Origin of the sequence: Enterobacter cloacae complex sp. I1M, assembly GCF_014982425.1 — a bacterium.
Lineage (GTDB): Bacteria > Pseudomonadota > Gammaproteobacteria > Enterobacterales > Enterobacteriaceae > Enterobacter > Enterobacter intestinihominis.
Genome location: NZ_JADCLG010000016.1, coordinates 86,129 through 107,431, shown reverse-complemented (window position 1 = coordinate 107,431; position 21,303 = coordinate 86,129). Strand labels below are relative to the sequence as shown.

The window sequence follows — 21,303 nt, the reverse complement described above, 5'->3', positions numbered from 1 at the left end:
AGCGTGCATGCCCTCTGTCCATACTTACCTTTATTGCCAATGAAAGGAGGGAGACAGCATGCACTGGCAGACACATACCGTTTTTAATCAACCCGCACCGCTATCGAACAGCAACCTTTTTCTCTCTGATTGCGCCCTGCGCGATGCGGTAGCGCGCGAAGGGGCTGAGTGGGATGTGGATCTTCTTGCCAGCATCGGCCAGCAGTTGGGTACGGCAGAGTCGCTGGAGCTGGGCAGACTGGCGAACGTTAATCCGCCGGAGCTGCTGCGTTATGACGCCACGGGAGCGAGGCTGGATGACGTCCGCTTTCATCCGGCATGGCATCTTCTGATGCAGGGGCTTTGCGCCAACCGGGTGCACAACCTGGCGTGGGAGGAGGAGGCGCGGAAAGGATCGTTCGTCGCCAGGGCCGCGCGTTTCGTACTTCATGCTCAGGTGGAGGCGGGAACGCTTTGCCCGGTGACCATGACCTTTGCGGCCACGCCGCTGTTGCAACGGTCGCTGCCCAAACCGTTTCATGAGTGGTTAACGCCGCTGATGAGCGATCGCTACGACCCCCATCTCGCGCCGGGGGCGCAAAAGCGCGGCCTGCTGATCGGCATGGGGATGACGGAAAAGCAGGGCGGTTCGGACGTACTCAGTAATACTACCAAAGCAGAGAAATGCAGCGATGGCAGTTACCGGCTGGTGGGGCACAAATGGTTTTTCTCCGTGCCGCAGAGCGATGCGCATCTGGTGCTGGCGCAGGCGAAGGGCGGGTTGTCCTGCTTTTTTGTCCCGCGTTTCTTACCCGACGGGCAACGTAATGCCGTGCGCCTTGAGCGTCTGAAGGACAAGCTCGGCAACCGCTCAAATGCCAGCAGTGAGGCTGAATTTCTTGATGCTTCCGGCTGGCTGCTGGGCGAAGAGGGGGAAGGCGTCCGGCAAATTCTGAAGATGGGCGGGCTGACGCGCTTTGACTGCGCGCTGGGCAGTCACGGACTGATGCGCCGTGCGCTCTCGGTGGCGCTTTATCATGCCCATCAGCGGCAGACCTTCGGCAAAAATCTGATCGACCAGCCGTTAATGCGCGACGTGCTAAGCCGTATGGCGCTGGTGCTGGAGGGACACACGGCACTGCTGTTCCGACTCGCCCGGGCGTGGGACAACCGCAACGACCCACAGGAAGCCGCATGGGCGCGGCTTTTCACTCCGGCGGCAAAATACAGCGTCTGCAAAGCGGGCATACCGTTTGTGGCAGAGGCAATGGAGGTGCTGGGCGGTGCAGGCTATTGCGAAGAGAGTGAGCTTCCGCGGTTGTACCGTGAAATGCCCGTCAACAGCATCTGGGAAGGCTCTGGCAATATTATGTGCCTGGATGTACTGCGCGTGCTGGCGAAGCAGTCGGGCATTCTCGACCTGCTCGCCGATGATTTCGCGCAGGTAAAAGGCCAGGACAGGCACTTCGATCGCAGCTGGCGGCAGCTACAGCAGAAGCTGCGGAAACCGCAGGAAGCGCAGGGCAGGGAGATCGCGCAGCAGCTCTTTTTACTCGGGGCCGGAAGTCAAATGCTGCGGCACGCATCGCCGCCCGTGGCGCAGGCGTGGTGCCGCATGATGCTGGATACCCGGGGCGGCACGCTGATGAGCGAGCAGGTGCAAAACGACCTGCTGCTGCGCGCCACGGGCCGGGTCGGTTAAGCCTTCAGCTGGAACAGGCTCACCAGCCGGGTGAGATGTGAACCCTTCTCGCGCAGCGTCTGTGCCGTCTGCTCGCTGCGTGAGATGCGATCGGCATTGATGTGCGATGCCTCACCGATGTGCGTCATCGCCAGATTCACCTGGCCAATTCCCGCCGACTGCTCGCGGGAGGCGTGGTTGATCTCAGTGACAAGCTGGCTGATGTTATCGATATGAACAATGATGGCATCCATCGCCAGACGCGTCTGCTCAGACAACGCATGGCCTTCGCTCACCTTGTTCAGCGTGTCGCCAATCAGCTGTTCAATCTCTTTTACGGCGTTGGCGCTGCGTGCGGCCAGGGCGCGTACCTCTTGTGCCACCACTGCGAAACCTTTCCCGTGCTCGCCCGCCCGCGCCGCTTCAACCGCCGCATTGAGCGCCAGGATATTGGTCTGGAAAGCGATGGACTCAATCACGCGGGTGATGTCTTCAATGCGTTTCGATGCATCGCGAATATCATCCATGGTGGAGACTGCGTGGGTCACCGTCTCTCCACCCTGATGCACCGCGCGCGAGGTTTCACCCACCAGCTGCTGCGTTTGCTCCATGTTGGCGGCATTTTGCTGCACGGTGGCGGCTAATTGCTCCATGCTGGCGGAGGTCTCCTCAACGCTGCTGGCCTGCTTGTTGATCTGTTCAGATATCTCGCCGGTGTCTGAAGCCAGCGCGTTAGTCCCCAGATGGATCTCGCTTGCGGCCTCGCGGACCTGCAACACAATTTTTTGCAGGCCTCCCCCGATCCCGTTGATGGCGTCAATCAGCTGGCCGACTTCATCCTGGCGGGTAACCGGCAGGCTGGCGCGCAGATCGCCTGCGGCATACTGCCGGGCAAGCGCGATCACCTCGCGCAGTGGGCGGGTTAGCATCCGGCGAATGAGGATAACGAACAGGCCCGCGAAGAGTGCGGATAGCACCACGCCCGCCATCAGGAAGCGATCGCGCAGTGTGGTGACGCTTGAAAGCAGTACGGCTTTATCCACTTCACCCACGATGGTCCAGTTCCAGCCCGGTAGCGGCGTGTAGGCAACTTTGAGCGTACGGCCATCCGCGCTCACGCGTTCCAGCGTGCCGGCTTTATCACTTAGAAGCTGCTGCTGTGTCGCCGTGTCCCAGTTAGGCAGTTTGCCCTCTTCGCTGGCATGGAACAGATACTGTCCGCGCGTTTTGCCGCTGCTGCGATCCAGTACAAAGAAGTGGCCGCTCTCGCCCAGACGACGGTTAAGGATTTTCTCGCGCATGACGTTCCACGAATGGGTGATGTCCACGCCGACAAAGATAATCCCGATAACCTGGCCTTCCGCATTCTTAACAGGCTGGTACTGCGTGATATAGCGCTTGCCGAACAGCAGCGCGAGGCCACGATAGACCTCCCCTTTAGTGACGGCGGCAAATGCCGGGCTGGTGGTATCAAGAACGGTTCCGATGGCGCGGTCGCCATTCTCTTTGCGCAGCGACGTCGCCACGCGGACAAAATCGTTACCGCTGCGGACAAACAGCGTCGAGATGGCTCCCGTTCGGCTCAGGAAGTCATCAGAAAGCGTATTGTTTTCATGCAGCTCCGTTTCGCCGCCTTTCAGCAAAGGAACGGTAAGCCCATTTATGGTCCGGCTCTGGCTGCTGTCGCTGTTTAATGGCTGTGGCAAAAAGGTGGTGAACAGACGGGTATAGCTTTCAACCTCTTCGCTCAGGCTGGTGTTGAACATCTCTACCATATCCACCATGCCGGTGGACTGGTTATGCAGGTCTTCAACCGCAAGATCTTCAAGCTGCTGGCTGGCGTTGTGGCTCAACAGGAAAGTGAACAGCAAAAAAAGCGTAGCGACACTTACACCTGTTAGCAGCGATAGCTTCGTGCCCAGTCCTGCCCGGCGGAAAAAGGTGATCATAAATTGCTCATTATTGAAAAGTGATGGCTGTTCAACGGCAGAGCGGAGAGAACGTTTATCTGTTTAATGTAACTGAATGTTACGCGTTTGTTTTTATTGAGTTTCGGGAGAGATAAAAAATTTGCAAAAGTGAAAAGCCACTAAAATTAAGTGGCTTTTATCGGAGGGGATTATGCATAAAGAATAGCCTGCACGCGCCAGTGATTAACATGGTGATCTTCCTGCATCTGGACGATGCGATACCAGGATGCGCCCTGTTCATCGGCCTTCAGGGCGACGACACGTTCAACGTCTTGCGGACTCCCCGTGATATTATTGACGGAGATCTGACCAATCTCATTCAGGCCCGTGACGCAATCCGCGCTGGCAAATTCAGCCGACTGCGCCGTGGTGCTCAGCAGGCCCGCTGAAAGCAATAGCGTCGTTAAAGCAAGGGTTCGTTTCATCGTCAGCTCCTTTTCACGTGTCTCCGGTATCCGCCGGGCAATCCTTCGCGAATAAACTCATTTCCATTGTTGCTGGCATGGAGTTTATTGTGGACAGGAAAATGTCTACGGACGCAAAGCAGTGTAAAGGTCGTTCAAATGATGATGCTCACTTACGGTACAAAATGCCTTGTGCATACCACTGTCCCGTAATAATGGTTTCATCAATCATCGTGATGACGTAATAATCTGCTTTTGCGGCAACGGCCTGTGCTTCAATTGCGTCTTCTGCATCATCCGGTGAACCGCGAACCATCGCGGATACGGTTCCCAGGCGTTGTAATCCTTCCGTCTGATTACGACGAATTTCCTGAGGATGATCGGTAACCGGCGGTGCCGGTTCTGGCGTACCCTGCAATACGGAACATCCGCTGAGCAGTGAGACCAGCAATAAAGCGGTAAGCCTGCGCATAAACCTGTCTCTTTTCCTGATAGCCATAGTGTAGTGGTCTGCGAATTTAGTTTTGGGGGAATGTTCCCGAAGTGTTATCTGGGACGTAGATTTCGAATGAAAATATCGTGAAACCGTAATCCAGCTCTCAACATTATGAATCATTCATCAGCACAGGATCGACAATGATTGAAATTGAAACTCGCCTGCTTAGTGAGCATGAAATCATCCATGCTTTTCCGGCTGGTAAAGGTGAACAGCCGCTGCCGACGGTAGTTTTCTATCATGGCTTTCTCTCCTCAAAGCTGGTCTACAGCTATTTTGCCGTCGCGCTGGCGCAGGCCGGTTTCCGGGTGGTCATGCCTGATGCGCCGAATCATGGGGCACGCTTTACGGGCGATGAACAGGCGCGGCTGGGGCTGTTCTGGCAAACGCTGCACGGCAATCTGACCGAGTTCGCCGGGCTGCGTGACGCGCTTTTACAGGCCGGGCTGGTGGAGGGGAAACGGCTGGCGGTCGCAGGCGCATCAATGGGCGGAATGACGGCGCTGGGGATCATGGCCAGGCATCCGGAGGTGACGTCCGTGGCTTGCCTGATGGGATCGGGCTACTTTATGTCACTGGCAAAGACGCTGTTCCCGCCGCAGGCACCTCAGGAGATTGAGGCCCTGTTGTCTGAATGGGACGTCAGCCATGCGCTTTCACAGCTGGCCGATCGTCCCCTGCTGCTGTGGCATGGGGATGCCGACGATGTCGTACCGCCCGGTGAAACGTTCCGTCTGCAACAGGCGCTACAGCGTGAAGGGCTGGACAGCAATCTGACCTGCCTGTGGGGTGCCGGTGTCCGGCACCGTATTACTCCGGCTGCGCTGGAAGCCACCGTGGAGTTTTTCCGTCAGCACCTTTAAACGCGCAGCACCGTGACACCCTGATCCTCGAGCTTGCTGAGGATCTCGGGGTTGGCGTTTTTGCCGGTGATCACCATGCTGATTTGCTCGGCGCGGCTGAAAAGCATGCCGGCGCGTTCACCGACCTTGCTGCTGTCGACCAGCACCACCAGTTTACCCACCACGTTGAGCATGTTCTGCTCTGCCATTGCGGTGAGCATATCGGTTTTATACAGGCCATCCGCCGTCAGGCCTTTGCCGCTGGTAAACATCCAGTGCCCGGCGTAGAGGCTGTTTTCACTGTCCTGCGGGCTCAGGGTTATGGACTGGCTCTTGTTATACTGGCCCCCCATGATCACCACGCTTTCATGTTCCTGGTCAATGAGATAGTTGGCCAGCGGCAGATAGTTGGTAATGATTTGCACCGGCTTGCCGCACATCTCTCGGCCCAGTAAAAACGCTGTCGAGCCGCAGTTAATCACCACGCTTTCCCCGGGATTCACCAGCTGTGATGCCGCTCTGGCAATCCGCACCTTTTCATCGTGATTCTGCGCCTGGTGAATATTCATCGGCGTCCAGCGTGGACGCTGCTGGCTGATGGCCTCTGCGCCGTTGCGGACTTTTTTCAGCTTGCCGCTTTCATCCAGCTTGTTAATGTCCCGCCGCGCGGTAGCAGGGGAGATCCCTAAACGTTCGATCACTTTCTCGACGGTGATAAACCCTGTTTGCGCCAGGAGTTCCAGTAAAATTTGATGCCGTTGCGCTTCCGTCATGAGCTATTCCGAAAAGAATTGATTTGAAAAGATGATATTTGAAATAGCATGAAATTACTAAATTAAATATGACATCGCCAGACACTGTGTCTGGCGATTGGGCTGCACAATCAGAGGAAGGACTTGAACGGCAGGTCTGGCTCAATGGTGAAGCAATCATCAAAACCACGCGGGTAGTGGTACTCGAGATTGTCTTTATCCAGCGGCCAGGTGAACTTGCCCCCAACCTGCCAGATGAACGGCTTGAAACCATACTTGAGTCGGTCTTTTTTCATCTCCCACAGGACGCGGATCTCTTGCGGATCGGCCTGGAAGTTTGACCAGATATCGTGGTGGAAGGGGATCACCACTTTGGTGTTCAGCGCTTCGGCCATGCGCAGCATGTCCGCGCTGGTCATTTTGTCGGTAATCCCGCGCGGGTTTTCACCGTAAGAGCCAAGCGCCACGTCAATCTGGTGCTCGTTACCGTGCTTCGCGTAGTAGTTGGAGTAGTGAGAGTCACCGCTGTGATACAGGGAACCGCCAGGCGTTTTGAACAGGTAGTTCACCGCGCGCTCATCCATCCCGTCTGGCAGTACGCCTGCGGCTTTCTGGTCGGCAGGCAGGGTGATCAGCGCGGTACGGTCAAAGGCATCCAGCGCGTGAATTTCAACGTCTTTGATTTTCACCACGTCGCCCGGCTTCATCACAATGCAGCGCTCTTTTGGCACGCCCCAGCCAATCCACAAATCCACGCAGGTCTGCGGCCCGATAAAGGGTACGTCGTCCGCGCAGTTTTGCATTACCGCTGCCGCCACGTTCACGTCGATATGATCGTTGTGATCGTGGGTAGAGAGAACGGCGTCGATCTGGCGAATGGCGAAAGGATCAAGCACAAAAGGCGTGGTGCGCAGGTTCGGCTGGAGCTTTTCAACGCCGGCCATACGCTGCATCTGGTGGCCTTTTTTCATCAGTGGATTGCCGTGGCTCTGTTTGCCGGTGCCGCACCAGAAATCGACACAAATGTTGGCGCCGCCTTCTGATTTCAGCCAGATCCCGGTGCATCCAAGCCACCACATCGCAAATGTGCCACGAGCAACCTGTTCCTGCTCGATCTCTTCGTTCAGCCAGCTACCCCACTCCGGAAAGGTACTCAAAATCCATGATTCACGGGTGATGGTTTTCACTTTACTCATCGTTTGACTCCTGGTTTTAATCAAAAGTAATCATACTGTGACTTGTTGTGATTAATGCTGGCACTGTTTGAATTGATTTGCAATGGCTGATTTGCGGAAAATTCCCCTCGCCACATCACAGAAAATACACCTCGTCGTTGTTAAGATAACCGCTATATATAATTAATATATTGAAAATTAAGAATTTATTTATCTTTCTGGATCGGTAGTGAAAATCATTACTAACTCCATGGAAATAAATTGCGTGATCCGTCACAAATAATCAAATGCAATCTTGTGGTGATTATTTGTGATTAATAGAGTGATGACACCAACCACACAGGGATTGCCCCTCGTGTTCTCATTTTCTGGAGAGAGTTATGGAGATCCTCTACAACGTCTTTACCGTTTTCTTTAATCAGGTAATGACCAACGCCCCGCTGTTGCTGGGTATCGTGACGTGCCTGGGGTACATCCTGCTGCGCAAAAGCGTCAGCGTGATTATCAAAGGCACCATCAAAACCATCATTGGTTTTATGCTGTTGCAGGCGGGGTCTGGCATTCTGACCAGCACGTTTAAGCCGGTCGTTGCCAAAATGTCTGAGGTATATGGCATTAACGGCGCCATCTCTGACACTTACGCGTCCATGATGGCCACCATCGATCGCATGGGGGATGCGTACAGCTGGGTTGGGTATGCGGTACTGCTCGCGCTGGCGCTGAACATCATTTACGTGCTCCTGCGCCGCATCACCGGTATTCGCACCATCATGCTCACCGGGCACATCATGTTCCAGCAGGCGGGGCTGATTGCTGTTTCTCTCTATATCTTCGGCTACCCAATGTGGACCACGGTCATCTGCACGGCAGTGCTGGTCTCGCTTTACTGGGGCATCACCTCCAACATGATGTATAAGCCAACGCAGGACGTTACTGACGGCTGCGGCTTCTCCATCGGTCACCAGCAGCAGTTCGCCTCCTGGATTGCGTACAAAGTTGCACCGTACCTGGGTAAAAAAGAGGAGAGTGTTGAAGACCTCAAATTGCCTGGCTGGTTGAATATCTTCCACGACAACATCGTCTCCACGGCGATTGTGATGACCCTTTTCTTCGGTGCCATCCTGCTCTCCTTTGGCATTGACGTGGTGCAGGCGATGGCGGGTAAAACCCACTGGACGGTCTATATCCTGCAAACCGGTTTCTCCTTTGCCGTGGCCATTTTCATCATCACTCAGGGCGTGCGTATGTTCGTCGCCGAGCTGTCGGAAGCGTTCAACGGTATCTCTCAGCGCCTGATCCCTGGCGCGGTGCTGGCGATTGACTGTGCGGCTATCTATAGCTTTGCGCCAAACGCCGTCGTCTGGGGCTTTATGTGGGGCACCATCGGCCAGCTGATTGCGGTCGGCATCCTGGTGGGCTGTGGCTCCTCAATCCTGATTATTCCTGGCTTTATCCCGATGTTCTTCTCCAACGCCACTATCGGCGTGTTTGCTAACCACTTCGGCGGATGGCGCGCCGCGCTCAAGATCTGCCTGGTGATGGGCATGGTTGAAATCTTCGGGTGCGTGTGGGCGGTCAAGCTCACCGGCATGAGCGCCTGGATGGGCATGGCGGACTGGTCAATTCTGGCGCCGCCGATGATGCAGGGCTTTGCGTCCGTCGGGCTGGTCTTTATGGCCGTCATCATCCTGATTGCACTGACTTATATGTTCTTCGCTGGCCGTTCGCTGCGAGCTGAAGAAGATGCGGAAAAACAAACAGCAGAAGTTTCTGCTCACTAAGGAGTTTCGATTATGACCGTACGTATCCTGGCTGTGTGTGGCAATGGGCAAGGAAGCTCCATGATCATGAAAATGAAAGTGGACCAGTTTTTAACCCAGTCAAACATTGACCACACGGTGAACAGCTGCGCAGTGGGTGAATACAAAAGTGAACTGAACGGCGCGGACATCATCATCGCTTCAACGCACATTGCCGGCGAGATTAGCGTGTCGGGCAACAAATACGTGGTAGGTGTGCGCAACATGCTGTCGCCTGCGGATTTTGGGCCAAAACTGCTGGAAGTGATCAAAGAGCACTTCCCACAAGACGTGAAGTAAGGATGCCACATGAAACTACGTGATTCGCTGGCTGAGAATAACTCCATCCTTTTACAGGCCGAAGCCAGTACCTGGCAGGAAGCGGTGAAGCTGAGCGTGGACCTGCTGGTTAAGGCGGACGTTGTCGAGCCGCGTTATTACCAGGCCATCCTGGATGGCGTGGCGCAGCACGGCCCCTATTTTGTGATTGCCCCGGGGCTGGCAATGCCGCATGGCCGCCCGGAAGAGGGTGTCAAGAAAACCGGTTTTGCGCTGGTGACGCTGAAAACCCCGCTGGTGTTCAACCACGAAGATAACGACCCGGTCGACATTCTGATCACCATGGCAGCTGTCGATGCCAACACCCACCAGGAGGTGGGCATCATGCAGATCGTTAACCTGTTTGATGACGAAGCTAATTTTGACCGTTTACGTGCCTGCCGTACCGCGCAGGACGTGCTGGATTTAATTGATAACGCCACTGCGGCGGCCGTTTAAGAGGAATTGAAAATGTCATTACCAATGTTGCAGGTCGCGCTGGATAACCAGACGCTGTCTCACGCTTACGAAACCACCCGTCTGATTGCGGAAGAGGTGGACATCATCGAAGTCGGCACCATTCTGTGCGTGGGCGAAGGCGTTCGTGCGGTTCGTGACCTGAAGGCGCTCTATCCGCATAAAATCGTGCTGGCGGATGCCAAAATTGCCGATGCGGGCAAAATTCTCTCTCGCATGTGCTTTGAAGCCAACGCCGACTGGGTCACCGTGATCTGCTGTGCAGATATCAACACTGCGAAAGGCGCGCTGGACGTGGCGAAAGAGTTCAACGGCGACGTGCAGATTGAACTGACCGGCTTCTGGACCTGGGAGCAGGCACAGGAGTGGCGCGAAGCAGGTATCCAGCAGGTGGTTTATCACCGCAGCCGTGATGCGCAGGCCGCAGGCGTGGCGTGGGGTGAAGCCGATATCAGCGCGATCAAACGTCTGGCCGATATGGGCTTCAAAGTGACCGTAACCGGTGGCCTGGCGCTGGAAGATCTGCCGCTGTTCAAGGGTATTCCAATCCACGTCTTTATTGCCGGTCGTAGCATTCGCGATGCGGAATCTCCGGTGGAAGCTGCGCGTCAGTTTAAACGCTCAATCGCTCAGCTTTGGGGTTAAGGAGCGGGTATGTTGTCAAAACAGGTCCCGCTTGGCATCTATGAAAAGGCACTCCCTGCGGGGGAGTGCTGGCTGGAGCGGTTACAGCTGGCGAAGCAGCTGGGTTTCGATTTTGTCGAAATGTCGGTGGATGAGACGGACGAGCGTCTTTCTCGCCTGGACTGGCGCCGCGACCAGCGTCTGGCGCTGGTGAGCGCCATTGCCGAAACCGGCGTGCGCGTGCCGTCCATGTGCCTGAGCGCTCACCGTCGTTTTCCGCTTGGCAGCGAAGATGATGCCGTACGCGCCGAAGGGCTGGAGATCATGCGTAAAGCCATTCGCTTTGCACAGGATGTTGGCATCCGCGTGATCCAACTGGCGGGTTACGATGTTTACTATCAGGAAGCCAACGATGAGACGCGCCGTCGTTTCCGTGACGGCCTGAAAGAGAGCGTTGAGATGGCAAGCCGTGCGCAGGTGACGCTGGCGATGGAGATCATGGATTATCCATTGATGAACTCCATTAGCAAGGCGCTGGGCTACGCGCACTATCTGAACAATCCGTGGTTCCAGCTTTATCCGGATATCGGCAACCTGTCGGCATGGGATAACGACGTACAGATGGAGCTTCAGGCGGGCATCGGGCATATCGTGGCGGTGCACGTAAAAGATACCCGTCCCGGCGTGTTTAAAAACGTACCGTTCGGCACCGGGGTGGTGGATTTCGAACGGTGCTTCCAGACGCTCAAACAGACAGGTTATTGCGGACCTTACCTGATTGAGATGTGGAGCGAAACCGCGGACGACCCGGCGGCAGAAGTGGCGAAAGCCCGGGACTGGGTGCGCGAGCGCATGGCGCGGGCAGGCTTACTGGAGGCGGAACATGCTTAAGCTGAAACAGCGGGTCTTTGAGGCCAATATGGATCTCCCGCGCTATGGACTGGTGACGTTTACCTGGGGCAACGTAAGCGCCATCGATCGCGATCAGGGGCTGGTGGTGATTAAGCCGAGCGGCGTGGCCTATGACGCCATGAAAGTGGACGATATGGTGGTGGTTGACCTGGAAGGACACGTTGTTGAAGGCAAATGGCGTCCTTCTTCAGATACGGCAACCCATCTGGCGCTGTACCAGCGTTACCCGTCCCTGGGTGGTGTTGTGCATACCCATTCCACGCACGCCACCGCCTGGGCACAGGCCGGGCTGGCGATCCCTGCTTTGGGTACGACGCACGCGGACTACTTCTTCGGCGATATTCCCTGCACGCGGGCGTTAACGCAGGCTGAGGTCGAAGGCGAGTACGAACTTAACACCGGCAGGGTCATTATCGAAACGCTGGGTGAGACGGAACCACTGCATACGCCGGGTATTGTGGTGTACCAGCATGGTCCATTCTCCTGGGGTAAAGATGCGCATGACGCCGTGCATAACGCGGTGGTGATGGAAGAGGTGGCTCGAATGGCGTGGATTGCGCGCGGCATTAACCCACAGCTTCAGGGCATTGATGATTATCTGATGAACAAGCATTTCATGCGTAAGCACGGCCCGAATGCTTATTACGGGCAGAAGTGAATAAGTGCTCTGGAATACCGAAACAGTTGTAACCGGTGGTATTCCGGAGCCATTCATAAAAAAAGCCCCCGGCAGGGGGCAATCATATATAGCTATGATTTTCGTTGGCTTTCCTGGTGCAGGCGATAAAGCGTTACTGGTAAATATCTGCACTGGCGCGCATATTGCCGTTGCTGCCGGGCTCACGTGTCAGTATGACGTGATAGTATTTTGCGCCCTGCGCATCGGTTTCTTCATTAAGCGCCTGATCTGCTTCACTTTCAGTGGCGAAGTTATGATTGATGTAAATAACGCCTAAGCTCTGCACATCATCCATGTTTCTGGCCTGTCGGCTGTCTATCTTGATGGCTGCCATCGCGTTTGCACTGAGCAAAAGCGCAGCCAAAATGGCGAATGCGATTCTTTTCATGATATGCGCTCCACAACTGCGTGCTGTGATATGGGGTAATGCTCTCCTTCTCTGCTTAAGGCTTCTGATTAAAGTGTAATCGCTACTCGGGTTGCGATGGGTGACCATTTCTGATGGTGTTGTTCAAAAAAACAGCGTTTCTGATAAGTGAGATTTTAAATCACCCACTTAGAACAGCTTTACCCTTTGTGCGAATTATTTGTGCAATCACCTTGTGTTTAGCGGGGCGCGCAAGTATTATGACGCGTCAATTTTTCAGCCGACCTTTAACACGTTCCTTGCCTCCCCGGGCCTCGGCTGACCCAGACAGGAGGCTGAATAATCCGTAAGGAGCAATTCGATGCGTCATTACGAAATCGTTTTTATGGTCCATCCTGACCAGAGCGAACAGGTTCCGGGTATGATCGAGCGTTACTCTGCTGCCATCACTGGTGCAGAAGGCACGATCCACCGTCTGGAAGACTGGGGCCGCCGTCAGCTGGCTTACCCAATCAACAAACTGCACAAAGCTCACTACGTTCTGATGAACGTTGAAGCGCCGCAGGAAGTGATTGATGAGCTGGAAACTACCTTCCGCTTCAACGATGCCGTTATCCGCAGCATGGTTATGCGTACCAAACACGCAGTGACCGAAGCATCTCCGATGGTTAAAGCGAAAGACGAGCGCCGTGAGCGTCGCGATGATTTCGCAAACGAAACCGCAGATGATTCTGATGCTGGGGATTCTGAAGAGTAATTTCTGATGACCAACCGTCTGGTGTTGTCCGGCACCGTGTGCAGGACCCCCCTTCGAAAGGTCAGCCCATCAGGAATTCCGCATTGCCAGTTCGTGCTTGAGCATCGTTCTGTGCAAGAGGAAGCCGGGTTTCACCGGCAGGCGTGGTGCCAAATGCCCGTTATCATTAGCGGACACGAAAACCAGGCCATTACTCACAGTTTAACGGTCGGTAGTGCAGTAATCGTTCAGGGGTTCATCTCTTGCCACAAGGCAAAGAACGGCCTGAGCAAAATGGTTCTGCATGCCGAGCAGATTGATTTGATAGATACTGGAGACTAGCCAAATGGCACGTTATTTCCGTCGTCGCAAGTTCTGCCGTTTCACCGCGGAAGGCGTTCAAGAGATCGACTATAAAGATATCGCAACGCTGAAAAACTACATCACCGAAAGCGGTAAGATTGTCCCAAGCCGTATCACCGGTACTCGTGCAAAATATCAGCGTCAGCTGGCTCGCGCTATCAAACGCGCTCGCTACCTGTCTCTGCTGCCGTACACTGATCGTCATCAGTAATCGGGCACGGTCCATTAATACGACTTTAAGAGGATAAGGTAATGCAAGTTATTCTGCTTGATAAAGTAGCAAACCTGGGCAGCCTGGGTGATCAGGTAAACGTTAAAGCGGGTTACGCTCGTAACTTCCTGGTACCACAGGGTAAAGCTGTTCCAGCTACTAAGAAAAACGTAGAGTTTTTCGAAGCACGTCGTGCTGAACTGGAAGCCAAACTGGCTGACGTTCTGGCGGCTGCTAACGCTCGCGCTGAAGCAATCAACGCACTGGGCACCGTTACCATCGCGTCTAAAGCTGGCGATGAAGGTAAACTGTTCGGTTCCATCGGTACCCGCGATATCGCTGATGCAGTCACTGCAGCAGGCGTTAAAGTGGCTAAGAGCGAAGTTCGCATGCCGAACGGCGTTCTGCGTACCACTGGTGAGCACGAAGTTGACTTCCAGGTTCACAGCGAAGTGTTCGCTAAACTGGTTGTTAACGTAGTAGCTGAGTAATTTTTTACTCTGCTCACGTCGAAGCGCCGGCCTTGTGCCGGCGTTTTGCTTTTTAGCGTGACCCTACGTCATGTTTTGCGATTGTAAGGTCGCTATTCCTGATGCATTCTCTGATAATAAATTGAAACGCAATTTTATTTATGAGATTTGTCATGGATACCGCTCTGCCCACGCCCGTCTTTGCCCGTCGAAATGTGGCCTATGCCTGCGCCACGCTCTGCTGTCTGCTTTGGGGAAGCTCATACCCGGCCATTAAAAGCGGCTACGAACTCTTCCAGATCGCGACCGATGATATTCCGTCCAAAGTCGTCTTTGCCGGATACCGTTTTCTGTTTGCCGGTGCGTTGCTGCTGCTCTTTGCCCTGGCCCAGCGTAAACCGATTGCCAGGCTCACACCCACGCAGTTTGGTCAGCTCACGATCCTCGGGCTGACCCAGACCACCATCCAGTACACCTTCTTTTATATCGGCCTTGCTTACACCACCGGGGTGAACGGCTCGATCATGAATGCCACCGGGACCTTCTTCAGCGTGCTGCTGGCGCACTTTATCTACCACAACGACAAACTCAGCTATAACAAAACGCTGGGCTGTGTTCTGGGTTTTACCGGCGTGATGCTGGTGAACTTCCACGGCGGGTTAAGTGATTTCCAGTTTGTCTGGCAAGGTGACGGATTTGTGGTGCTGGCGGCCTTTATTCTCTCTGCGGCCACGCTTTACGGGAAACGCATTTCCCAGACCGTTGACCCGACGGTGATGACGGGATGGCAGCTGGCGATAGGCGGGGCGGCACTGGTTGTGGGAGGCTATGCCACGGGCGGGGCGCTGGAGGTGCACAGCATGAAGGCCGTCGCCGTGCTGGGGTATCTGACGCTGCTCTCATCCGTGGCGTTCGCCCTGTGGAGCGCGCTGCTGAAAGTGAACCGCGTGAGTATGATTGCCCCGTTCAACTTTGTCATACCTGTAGCAGGAACGGTGCTCTCCGCCATATTCCTCGGCGAAAACATTCTGGACATCAAATACGCGATTGCGCTGGTGCTGGTCTGCTCGGGGATCTGGTGGGTGAATAAACGGCGTGCCTGAGAACAAAAGTGCCGGGGGGCGGCTTCGCCTTACCCGGCCTGGGCTATTAACGTGCTCTGATAAAACTGCCGTCCGGCTGGCGGGTAAACAGTACCTGCTGCCCGTTTCCGGTATCGATCGTTAACCCGGTCACCACCCCACTGGCATTCTGGCGGATCTGCACCATCTGACCATTTTGCAGGTTGCTGAGCGGCTTGCCAGCCCCCTCGACTTGCGCCATGGCATACACATCCGTTGCCGGCAGATTGTGGTCGCGGAACAGCTGAGCAAGGGTTTTCCCTGGCTCTACGCGATACGAACGCCACTGCTGCTCAATGCCGGTGGGCTGTTGCGCCTGTGGCTCTGAAGGGGCGGCGGCCTGCTCCTGATCTTCCTGAACAGGTTCAGGTTCAACCGGCGCAACCTGGCCCGGATCGTTAGACGGTGTGACCAGTTGCGTCTGCATCGGCTGTGAATCAGGCTGCGGCTGGCTTTGCGACTGGATATCCAGCTCAGCATTGCGGCTTACCGGCCCGGTATCAACGTTGTCACTGCCGGAAGGAAGCAGGAAACCGATGACCATCAGCAACGCGCCGATGATAATGCCTCTGCGGTGCAAAGGCGGCAGCGGGTCCATGATGCGAAAGTTATCCGGCGCATGCCAGATTTTCGCCAGGGTAGGTTTCAGTTCAAATCGCCCGGGCATGGCTCTCCTCCTGCTCCGCGTCTTTTTATCCTGTCCTGAGAAGTGTAGTTTGCTAACTGCCTGATGGGCGTAACAAAGCCAGCTTTCGTGACATATATTAGGGAAAATCCTGACGGCTACTATTGTTTCCGTTTCGTCGCAGTTTGTCACCTTTACTTAAGACAAAGTTTTACCCATAAGGGCATGGCTGATATGCTGCCCGCTACTTTAAATGTGATGGAAGGAAAACCCATGACCACCCCGACTTTTGACACTATCGAAGCGCAGGCAAGCTACGGCATCGGCTTGCAGGTAGGACAGCAGCTGAGCGAATCCGGCCTGGAAGGTCTGTTACCGGAAGCGCTGGTGGCGGGTATCGCTGACGCGCTGGAAGGCAAGCAGCCCGCTGTGCCGGTTGACGTTGTGCACCGTGCGCTGCGTGAAATCCACGAACGTGCTGACACCGTACGTCGCGCGCGTTTCGAAGAGATGGCGGCAGAAGGCGTGAAATATCTGGAAGAGAACCGTGAGCGTGAAGGCGTGAACAGCACCGAGTCCGGCTTGCAGTTCCGCGTAATCAATCAGGGTGATGGCGCAATCCCGGCGCGTACCGACCACGTTCGCGTACACTACACCGGTAAGCTGATCGACGGCACCGTGTTCGACAGCTCCGTCGCGCGTGGCGAACCGGCTGAATTCCCGGTCAACGGCGTGATTGCAGGCTGGATCGAAGCCCTGACCCTGATGCCAGTAGGTTCAAAATGGGAACTGACTATCCCGCACAACCTGGCATACGGCGAGCGTGGCGCTGGCGCGTCCATTCCGCCATTCAGCACCCTGGTGTTTGAAGTCGAGCTGCTGGAAATCCTGTAATCGGTTTTTCTTATTTTCCTCTCTCCAGTCGGGGAGAGGAAAATAGCGATAAAACCTGGAGTTACGACGGAATCAACATTTTGTATTGCAAACGAAACTGTTACGTGTATTTTTGTGAGCTGTTTCGCGCTGTATGAGTGATATGACACTCATTTTCAACATATTATTAACATAATATTCAAATCATAGTATTCATCCCGCCGATTCTTACCTACTATCGATAAGCCCTTACAAAGGGACCGTCATTTATTTGGCGTATTTAAAGGCCAGAAGAGCCTTAACAACACAGACAGGCATAAACAGGAAAATATCACATGGTAGATCAGGTCAAAGTCGCCGCCGCAGAAGAGGCGACGTCTGAACAGTCGCTACGGCGAAATCTCACGAACCGTCACATTCAGCTCATTGCCATTGGCGGCGCCATCGGCACAGGGCTATTTATGGGCTCGGGCAAAACTATCAGTCTTGCAGGCCCGTCGATCATCTTCGTTTATATGATCATCGGTTTTATGCTCTTTTTCGTGATGCGTGCAATGGGTGAATTGCTGCTCTCGAACCTCGAATACAAATCCTTCAGCGACTTCGCGTCAGACCTGCTTGGCCCGTGGGCGGGCTATTTTACCGGCTGGACCTACTGGTTCTGCTGGGTGGTTACCGGCATGGCGGATGTTGTCGCTATTACGGCCTACGCCCAATTCTGGTTCCCCGGCCTGTCGGACTGGGTCGCCTCGCTGGCGGTGATTGTCCTGCTGCTGAGCCTCAACCTCGCGACCGTTAAAATGTTCGGTGAGATGGAGTTCTGGTTCGCGATGATCAAAATCGTCGCCATCATCGCGCTGATTGTCGTCGGGCTGGTAATGGTGCTGACGCACTTCCAGTCGCCAACTGGCGTTCAGGCCTCGTTTGCCCATCTGTGGAATGATGGCGGCTGGTTCCCGAAAGGCATCAGCGGCTTCTTCGCCGGTTTCCAGATTGCGGTGTTCGCGTTTGTCGGGATTGAGCTGGTGGGGACCACGGCGGCGGAAACTAAAGATCCGGAGAAATCCCTGCCGCGCGCGATCAACTCCATTCCGCTGCGTATCATCATGTTCTACGTGTTCGCGCTGATCATCATTATGTCCGTGACGCCATGGAGCTCAGTAGTGCCAACCAAGAGCCCGTTCGTCGAGCTGTTCGTGTTGGTGGGGCTGCCTGCTGCCGCGAGCCTGATTAACTTCGTGGTGCTGACCTCTGCAGCCTCTTCCGCGAACAGCGGCGTCTTCTCCACCAGCCGTATGCTGTTTGGTCTGGCGCAGGAGGGCGTTGCCCCGAGCGCGTTCGCCAAACTGTCTAAACGTGCGGTACCGGCGAAAGGGCTGACCTTCTCCTGCATCTGTCTGCTGGGCGGTGTGGTGATGCTCTACGTTAACCCGAGCGTAATCGGCGCGTTCACGATGATCACCACGGTGTCGGCGATCCTGTTTATGTTCGTCTGGACCATCATCCTCTGCTCATACCTGGTGTACCGCAAACAGCGTCCACATCTGCATGAGAAGTCGATCTACAAGATGCCACTGGGCAAGCTGATGTGCTGGGTGTGCATGGCGTTCTTCGTCTTCGTGCTGGTGCTACTGACGCTGGAAGAAGATACCCGTCAGGCGCTCATCGTCACGCCGCTGTGGTTTATTGCGCTGGGGCTGGGCTGGCTGTTTATCGGTAAGAAACGGATGGCTGGCATGCGTTAAGCATGTTGCCGGGTGGCGCTGACGCTTACCCGGCCTACGTTCGAGGACGTTGTAGGCCCGGTAAGCGCTAGCGCCACCGGGCTTTTTTATTTACCCGATAATGCACGCGGGAACAGAACATTATTCTCAAGACTGATGTGTTCCATCAGATCGTCGATCATCTCGTTGATGCCGTTGTACATCGCTTTCCAGGTGGTGCACGCCTCTGGCGGCGGTGTGACATTGTGGGTGGTGTGTTTGATCACTTCCAGCAGTTCGCCGGCGTCATCATGTTCGCTTTCCATCACGCTGATGGGCCCCATTGCCTGGCTGCCCATGCCCTGTTTGATCATCGGGAAGAGGATCTGCTCCTCTTTCATCATGTGGCTGGAAAGTTCTTCGTGCAGCATGGTCAGGTATTTCGCCAGGCCGCGCGGTACGGAAGGTTTATCGGCGTGAACGCGCTCAACTTTGGTGGCCTGTAAAATCAGCTCCGGCAGCTGTTCGCGGTGACGGTCGTGGTAACGCACAATGATATGGTCGATGATTTCAGCCAGCGGCGCGGTGCGCCAGTCTTTGTCGACAGGCTGTTCTGCCAGCTTAGCCAGCTCCGCTTCGATAGCTTCTACATCCAGCTCTTTACGCGACGCTGCGCGCGCCAGCGTTTGCTTACCGCCGCAGCAGTAATCCATATCGTATTTACGGAACAGCGCTGAAGCGCGAGGGATGGAGAGCGCCAGCTCGCCTAAGGGTTGGTCGCGGAAGGCCATAGCAGTTACCTCATCATCAGGAATATAAGATGCATTTTAAATGCATCTTTATGTGGATACTATAACCCTTTAGAGGCAAGGGTAAAAATGAGAAGGGGATCACAAAAAAAATCGTGCTTTTAACTTGCTGATTGAATGCAGAAAAGGGCTTTCGAAAGTTTTTAAAGGTGGAGAAACAGTAAACAACCTGCCGCGCGTGCCGATAGATACAGGTCAGACAATACCTGTATATAAAAAAGGCAACGCATGTTTAAACGTATAAAAGTCATTACTCTTTTGATTTCGGTGCTGCTTGTGCTCGGCATCATGCAACTGATCTCCGCTGGCATTTTCATTAATGCGCTCAATAACGACAAAGAGAACTTCACCGTTTCTCAGCTTTCCAGCCAGAACGTCGCGGAGTTTACCGACGCCTGGATCAGCCTGAATCAGGCGCGTGTCACCCTTAACCGCGGCATGCTGCGTCTGCAAAGCAGCATGGCGTCGCAGATTAACGGCGGGCAGCTGAACGAGCTGGTCAATACCGCGAAAAACCTGCTGGCTGATGCCCAGACACATTACGATAAATATTACGCGCTGCCGGAAACGCCGGGTATGGACGAGCACCTGGCCGACAGGCTGGAAGAGCACTACCGCATCTACTCCGCCACGCTGACGCAAATGAACGTTCTGCTGGGGCAGGGCAATCTGGAAGATATGTTCAAACAAAATGCCGAACAGAAGCAGACCGCGATGCAAAAGGTCTATCGCGAATGGCGCGAGGCGCAGGCCGCGCTCACCGACAAAGGCATCAAAGACAATGAAAGCGACTACAAACGCATTCTGTGGATCCTCTCTGCGGTGATGCTGCTGGTGATCGCGGTGATTATGTCCAGCTGGATTGCGATGCGCCGCGTGCTGCTGCTGCCGCTGGAAGAGGTGATCAGCCATATCCGCGCCATTGCGGCAGGGGATTTAACCCAGCCGATTCAGGCTGAGGGTAAAAATGAAATGGCGATCCTGGCGCGCAACGTTCAGGAGATGCAGACTGCGCTGGCCAACACGGTGGGCGTAGTGCGTGAAGGCGCAGATACCATCTACACCGGCGCGGGTGAAATCTCGGCGGGCAGCAACGATCTCTCGTCTCGCACCGAGCAGCAGGCCGCTTCTCTGGAAGAGACGGCAGCCAGCATGGAACAGTTAACCGCCACCGTGAAGCAAAACGCCGATAACGCGCGTCAGGCTTCTCGTCTGGCGCTGGACGCCTCCTCCACCGCGAAGAAGGGCGGAAATGTGGTAGAAGGCGTGGTGCGCACCATGGACGAAATCGCCACCAGTTCCAGCAAAATTGCGCAAATTACCAACGTAATCGATGGCATTGCCTTCCAGACCAATATTCTGGCGCTGAACGCGGCGGTAGAAGCGGCGCGTGCGGGCGAGCAGGGGCGTGGCTTCGCGGTTGTCGCGGGTGAGGTGCGTACCCTTGCCCAGCGCAGCGCTCAGGCGGCGAAAGAGATCAAAGCCCTGATCGATGATTCCGGCGAGCGCGTTAACGCGGGCTCTCAGCTGGTAAATGAAGCGGGCGCGACGATGGCAGAGATCGTCAATGCAGTTACGCGCGTGACTGACATCATGGGTGAGATTGCGTCGGCCTCCGACGAACAGAGCCGCGGTATCGACCAGGTGGGCCAGGCGGTGGCGGAGATGGATCGCGTTACCCAGCAGAACGCCTCGCTGGTGGAGGAGTCTGCGGCGGCGGCGGCGGCGCTGGAAGATCAGGCCGCGCGCCTGAACGACGCGGTGGCGGTGTTTAAGATCACCCGTAACCAGGCGGTGAAAGCCGCGCCGGTAAAGACCTATGTACCTAAAGCGCAGCCCGTAGCGGCGTCTGAAGCGAACTGGGAAACGTTCTGATACTGTGCCGGGTGGCGCTGACGCTTACCCGGCCTACGGTTT

24 protein-coding genes are annotated in these 21,303 nt (G+C 55.2%); 16 read left to right on the top strand and 8 right to left on the bottom strand.

Going from position 1 to position 21,303, the window contains the following annotated elements; all coding sequences use genetic code 11:
- Positions 1 to 58 precede the first annotated feature (58 nt).
- Positions 59 to 1,681: an isovaleryl-CoA dehydrogenase gene (locus tag INF86_RS10200; RefSeq protein WP_063163223.1), complete on the top strand. Its 1,623-nt coding sequence runs from the start codon at positions 59 to 61 to the stop codon at positions 1,679 to 1,681.
- Here the strand turns inward: INF86_RS10200 and INF86_RS10195 are convergent.
- The 3 genes from INF86_RS10195 to bsmA all read right to left on the bottom strand — a co-directional run bounded on the left by INF86_RS10195 (position 1,678) and on the right by bsmA (position 4,533).
- The gene (locus INF86_RS10195) at positions 1,678 to 3,609 is read right to left on the bottom strand and encodes a methyl-accepting chemotaxis protein (protein WP_023330108.1); all 1,932 of its coding nucleotides are present in this window, start codon (positions 3,607 to 3,609) and stop codon (positions 1,678 to 1,680) included. The genes INF86_RS10200 and INF86_RS10195 overlap by 4 nt on opposite strands.
- Before the next feature lie 170 nt (positions 3,610 to 3,779).
- Positions 3,780 to 4,055 (bottom strand): DUF1471 family protease activator YjfN, encoded by a 276-nt coding sequence (gene yjfN / locus INF86_RS10190; protein WP_003856009.1) that lies wholly within the window; start codon positions 4,053 to 4,055, stop codon positions 3,780 to 3,782.
- Positions 4,056 to 4,203: 148 nt separating this feature from the next.
- Positions 4,204 to 4,533: a biofilm peroxide resistance protein BsmA gene (gene bsmA, locus INF86_RS10185; RefSeq protein ID WP_003856011.1), complete on the bottom strand. Its 330-nt coding sequence runs from the start codon at positions 4,531 to 4,533 to the stop codon at positions 4,204 to 4,206.
- A 137-nt stretch (positions 4,534 to 4,670) separates the two neighbouring features.
- On the opposite strand from bsmA, the gene yjfP reads away from it, so the two are divergent.
- A complete protein-coding gene (gene yjfP / locus INF86_RS10180) occupies positions 4,671 to 5,393 on the top strand; it encodes an esterase (RefSeq protein ID WP_023299141.1) in 723 nt (240 codons plus the stop codon).
- Here yjfP and ulaR read toward each other — a convergent pair.
- Together ulaR and ulaG are read right to left on the bottom strand one after the other, a co-directional pair.
- Complete coding sequence (gene ulaR, locus INF86_RS10175) at positions 5,390 to 6,145, bottom strand: HTH-type transcriptional regulator UlaR (protein ID WP_003856014.1); 756 nt, start codon at positions 6,143 to 6,145, stop codon at positions 5,390 to 5,392. The two genes, yjfP and ulaR, sit on opposite strands and share 4 nt — an antisense overlap.
- A 110-nt stretch (positions 6,146 to 6,255) precedes the next feature.
- A complete protein-coding gene (gene ulaG, locus INF86_RS10170) occupies positions 6,256 to 7,320 on the bottom strand; it encodes an L-ascorbate 6-phosphate lactonase (RefSeq protein ID WP_193543481.1) in 1,065 nt (354 codons plus the stop codon).
- A gap of 359 nt (positions 7,321 to 7,679) precedes the next feature.
- Between ulaG and ulaA the strand changes: the two genes are divergently transcribed.
- From ulaA to INF86_RS10140, 6 genes are read left to right on the top strand one after another with little or no spacing between them, the layout of a single operon-like run.
- On the top strand, positions 7,680 to 9,080 hold the full coding sequence (gene ulaA / locus INF86_RS10165; protein ID WP_022646831.1) for a PTS ascorbate transporter subunit IIC: 1,401 nt from the start codon (positions 7,680 to 7,682) through the stop codon (positions 9,078 to 9,080).
- Positions 9,081 to 9,092: 12 nt separating this feature from the next.
- Positions 9,093 to 9,398, top strand: a complete 306-nt coding sequence (ulaB, locus tag INF86_RS10160) for a PTS ascorbate transporter subunit IIB (protein WP_003856022.1) — start codon at positions 9,093 to 9,095, stop codon at positions 9,396 to 9,398.
- Between the two features lie 9 nt (positions 9,399 to 9,407).
- Positions 9,408 to 9,875 carry a PTS ascorbate transporter subunit IIA gene (gene ulaC, locus INF86_RS10155; protein WP_003856024.1) on the top strand — a complete coding sequence of 156 codons (468 nt, stop codon included), beginning with the start codon at positions 9,408 to 9,410 and terminating at the stop codon, positions 9,873 to 9,875.
- A gap of 12 nt (positions 9,876 to 9,887) precedes the next feature.
- Entirely contained in the window at positions 9,888 to 10,538 is a 651-nt protein-coding gene (ulaD, locus tag INF86_RS10150) for a 3-keto-L-gulonate-6-phosphate decarboxylase UlaD (RefSeq protein WP_003856025.1), read from the top strand.
- 9 nt (positions 10,539 to 10,547) lie between these two features.
- Positions 10,548 to 11,408 carry an L-ribulose-5-phosphate 3-epimerase gene (locus tag INF86_RS10145; protein ID WP_022646833.1) on the top strand — a complete coding sequence of 287 codons (861 nt, stop codon included), beginning with the start codon at positions 10,548 to 10,550 and terminating at the stop codon, positions 11,406 to 11,408.
- Positions 11,401 to 12,087: an L-ribulose-5-phosphate 4-epimerase gene (locus INF86_RS10140; RefSeq protein WP_126490140.1), complete on the top strand. Its 687-nt coding sequence runs from the start codon at positions 11,401 to 11,403 to the stop codon at positions 12,085 to 12,087. The genes INF86_RS10145 and INF86_RS10140 overlap by 8 nt, the downstream gene beginning before the upstream one ends.
- 133 nt (positions 12,088 to 12,220) lie before the next feature.
- On the opposite strand, the gene yjfY is transcribed toward INF86_RS10140, so the two are convergent.
- Positions 12,221 to 12,496 (bottom strand): DUF1471 family protein YjfY, encoded by a 276-nt coding sequence (yjfY, locus tag INF86_RS10135; RefSeq protein ID WP_023299144.1) that lies wholly within the window; start codon positions 12,494 to 12,496, stop codon positions 12,221 to 12,223.
- Positions 12,497 to 12,836: 340 nt separating this feature from the next.
- Between yjfY and rpsF the strand changes: the two genes are divergently transcribed.
- The 5 genes from rpsF (at position 12,837) to INF86_RS10110 (ending at position 15,358) form a co-directional block, all read left to right on the top strand.
- Positions 12,837 to 13,232 carry a 30S ribosomal protein S6 gene (gene rpsF, locus INF86_RS10130; RefSeq protein ID WP_003856034.1) on the top strand — a complete coding sequence of 132 codons (396 nt, stop codon included), beginning with the start codon at positions 12,837 to 12,839 and terminating at the stop codon, positions 13,230 to 13,232.
- Positions 13,233 to 13,238: 6 nt separating this feature from the next.
- Positions 13,239 to 13,553: a primosomal replication protein N gene (gene priB / locus INF86_RS10125; protein WP_022646836.1), complete on the top strand. Its 315-nt coding sequence runs from the start codon at positions 13,239 to 13,241 to the stop codon at positions 13,551 to 13,553.
- 4 nt (positions 13,554 to 13,557) lie between these two features.
- Positions 13,558 to 13,785, top strand: a complete 228-nt coding sequence (gene rpsR / locus INF86_RS10120) for a 30S ribosomal protein S18 (protein ID WP_000135199.1) — start codon at positions 13,558 to 13,560, stop codon at positions 13,783 to 13,785.
- Positions 13,786 to 13,826: 41 nt separating this feature from the next.
- The gene (rplI, locus tag INF86_RS10115) at positions 13,827 to 14,276 is read left to right on the top strand and encodes a 50S ribosomal protein L9 (protein WP_006810372.1); all 450 of its coding nucleotides are present in this window, start codon (positions 13,827 to 13,829) and stop codon (positions 14,274 to 14,276) included.
- Between the two features lie 152 nt (positions 14,277 to 14,428).
- The gene (locus INF86_RS10110) at positions 14,429 to 15,358 is read left to right on the top strand and encodes a DMT family transporter (RefSeq protein ID WP_193543480.1); all 930 of its coding nucleotides are present in this window, start codon (positions 14,429 to 14,431) and stop codon (positions 15,356 to 15,358) included.
- A gap of 46 nt (positions 15,359 to 15,404) precedes the next feature.
- Here INF86_RS10110 and INF86_RS10105 read toward each other — a convergent pair whose 3' ends face one another.
- The gene (locus INF86_RS10105; protein WP_032625204.1) at positions 15,405 to 16,043 is read right to left on the bottom strand and encodes an OapA family protein; all 639 of its coding nucleotides are present in this window, start codon (positions 16,041 to 16,043) and stop codon (positions 15,405 to 15,407) included.
- A gap of 231 nt (positions 16,044 to 16,274) precedes the next feature.
- Here INF86_RS10105 and fklB point away from each other — a divergent pair, with 231 nt between their 5' ends.
- Both fklB and cycA read left to right on the top strand, forming a co-directional pair.
- Positions 16,275 to 16,895, top strand: coding sequence for an FKBP-type peptidyl-prolyl cis-trans isomerase (gene fklB / locus INF86_RS10100; RefSeq protein WP_022646839.1), 621 nt, complete (start codon positions 16,275 to 16,277; stop codon positions 16,893 to 16,895).
- Positions 16,896 to 17,209: 314 nt separating this feature from the next.
- Positions 17,210 to 18,619, top strand: coding sequence for a D-serine/D-alanine/glycine transporter (gene cycA / locus INF86_RS10095; protein WP_022646840.1), 1,410 nt, complete (start codon positions 17,210 to 17,212; stop codon positions 18,617 to 18,619).
- 86 nt (positions 18,620 to 18,705) lie between these two features.
- On the opposite strand, the gene ytfE is transcribed toward cycA, so the two are convergent.
- Positions 18,706 to 19,368 (bottom strand): iron-sulfur cluster repair protein YtfE, encoded by a 663-nt coding sequence (gene ytfE / locus INF86_RS10090; RefSeq protein ID WP_023299148.1) that lies wholly within the window; start codon positions 19,366 to 19,368, stop codon positions 18,706 to 18,708.
- A gap of 246 nt (positions 19,369 to 19,614) precedes the next feature.
- On the opposite strand from ytfE, the gene INF86_RS10085 reads away from it, so the two are divergent.
- On the top strand, positions 19,615 to 21,261 hold the full coding sequence (locus tag INF86_RS10085; RefSeq protein WP_126503218.1) for a methyl-accepting chemotaxis protein: 1,647 nt from the start codon (positions 19,615 to 19,617) through the stop codon (positions 21,259 to 21,261).
- The last annotated feature ends 42 nt before the right edge of the window (positions 21,262 to 21,303 follow it).

What these genes read in the sequence shown, in the direction of transcription:
- INF86_RS10195 (WP_023330108.1), bottom strand. Translation starts at nt 3,609, where the DNA reads ATGATCACCTTTTTCCGCCGGGCAGGACTGGGCACGAAGCTATCGCTG.
- INF86_RS10105 (WP_032625204.1), bottom strand. Translation starts at nt 16,043, where the DNA reads ATGCCCGGGCGATTTGAACTGAAACCTACCCTGGCGAAAATCTGGCAT.
- ulaA (WP_022646831.1), top strand. Translation starts at nt 7,680, where the DNA reads ATGGAGATCCTCTACAACGTCTTTACCGTTTTCTTTAATCAGGTAATG.
- rpsF (WP_003856034.1), top strand. Translation starts at nt 12,837, where the DNA reads ATGCGTCATTACGAAATCGTTTTTATGGTCCATCCTGACCAGAGCGAA.
- rplI (WP_006810372.1), top strand. Translation starts at nt 13,827, where the DNA reads ATGCAAGTTATTCTGCTTGATAAAGTAGCAAACCTGGGCAGCCTGGGT.
- priB (WP_022646836.1), top strand. Translation starts at nt 13,239, where the DNA reads ATGACCAACCGTCTGGTGTTGTCCGGCACCGTGTGCAGGACCCCCCTT.
- ulaR (WP_003856014.1), bottom strand. Translation starts at nt 6,145, where the DNA reads ATGACGGAAGCGCAACGGCATCAAATTTTACTGGAACTCCTGGCGCAA.
- ytfE (WP_023299148.1), bottom strand. Translation starts at nt 19,368, where the DNA reads ATGGCCTTCCGCGACCAACCCTTAGGCGAGCTGGCGCTCTCCATCCCT.
- rpsR (WP_000135199.1), top strand. Translation starts at nt 13,558, where the DNA reads ATGGCACGTTATTTCCGTCGTCGCAAGTTCTGCCGTTTCACCGCGGAA.
- ulaC (WP_003856024.1), top strand. Translation starts at nt 9,408, where the DNA reads ATGAAACTACGTGATTCGCTGGCTGAGAATAACTCCATCCTTTTACAG.
- INF86_RS10110 (WP_193543480.1), top strand. Translation starts at nt 14,429, where the DNA reads ATGGATACCGCTCTGCCCACGCCCGTCTTTGCCCGTCGAAATGTGGCC.
- ulaD (WP_003856025.1), top strand. Translation starts at nt 9,888, where the DNA reads ATGTCATTACCAATGTTGCAGGTCGCGCTGGATAACCAGACGCTGTCT.
- cycA (WP_022646840.1), top strand. Translation starts at nt 17,210, where the DNA reads ATGGTAGATCAGGTCAAAGTCGCCGCCGCAGAAGAGGCGACGTCTGAA.
- yjfY (WP_023299144.1), bottom strand. Translation starts at nt 12,496, where the DNA reads ATGAAAAGAATCGCATTCGCCATTTTGGCTGCGCTTTTGCTCAGTGCA.
- INF86_RS10085 (WP_126503218.1), top strand. Translation starts at nt 19,615, where the DNA reads ATGTTTAAACGTATAAAAGTCATTACTCTTTTGATTTCGGTGCTGCTT.
- ulaB (WP_003856022.1), top strand. Translation starts at nt 9,093, where the DNA reads ATGACCGTACGTATCCTGGCTGTGTGTGGCAATGGGCAAGGAAGCTCC.
- ulaG (WP_193543481.1), bottom strand. Translation starts at nt 7,320, where the DNA reads ATGAGTAAAGTGAAAACCATCACCCGTGAATCATGGATTTTGAGTACC.
- bsmA (WP_003856011.1), bottom strand. Translation starts at nt 4,533, where the DNA reads ATGGCTATCAGGAAAAGAGACAGGTTTATGCGCAGGCTTACCGCTTTA.
- INF86_RS10200 (WP_063163223.1), top strand. Translation starts at nt 59, where the DNA reads ATGCACTGGCAGACACATACCGTTTTTAATCAACCCGCACCGCTATCG.
- fklB (WP_022646839.1), top strand. Translation starts at nt 16,275, where the DNA reads ATGACCACCCCGACTTTTGACACTATCGAAGCGCAGGCAAGCTACGGC.
- INF86_RS10140 (WP_126490140.1), top strand. Translation starts at nt 11,401, where the DNA reads ATGCTTAAGCTGAAACAGCGGGTCTTTGAGGCCAATATGGATCTCCCG.
- INF86_RS10145 (WP_022646833.1), top strand. Translation starts at nt 10,548, where the DNA reads ATGTTGTCAAAACAGGTCCCGCTTGGCATCTATGAAAAGGCACTCCCT.
- yjfP (WP_023299141.1), top strand. Translation starts at nt 4,671, where the DNA reads ATGATTGAAATTGAAACTCGCCTGCTTAGTGAGCATGAAATCATCCAT.
- yjfN (WP_003856009.1), bottom strand. Translation starts at nt 4,055, where the DNA reads ATGAAACGAACCCTTGCTTTAACGACGCTATTGCTTTCAGCGGGCCTG.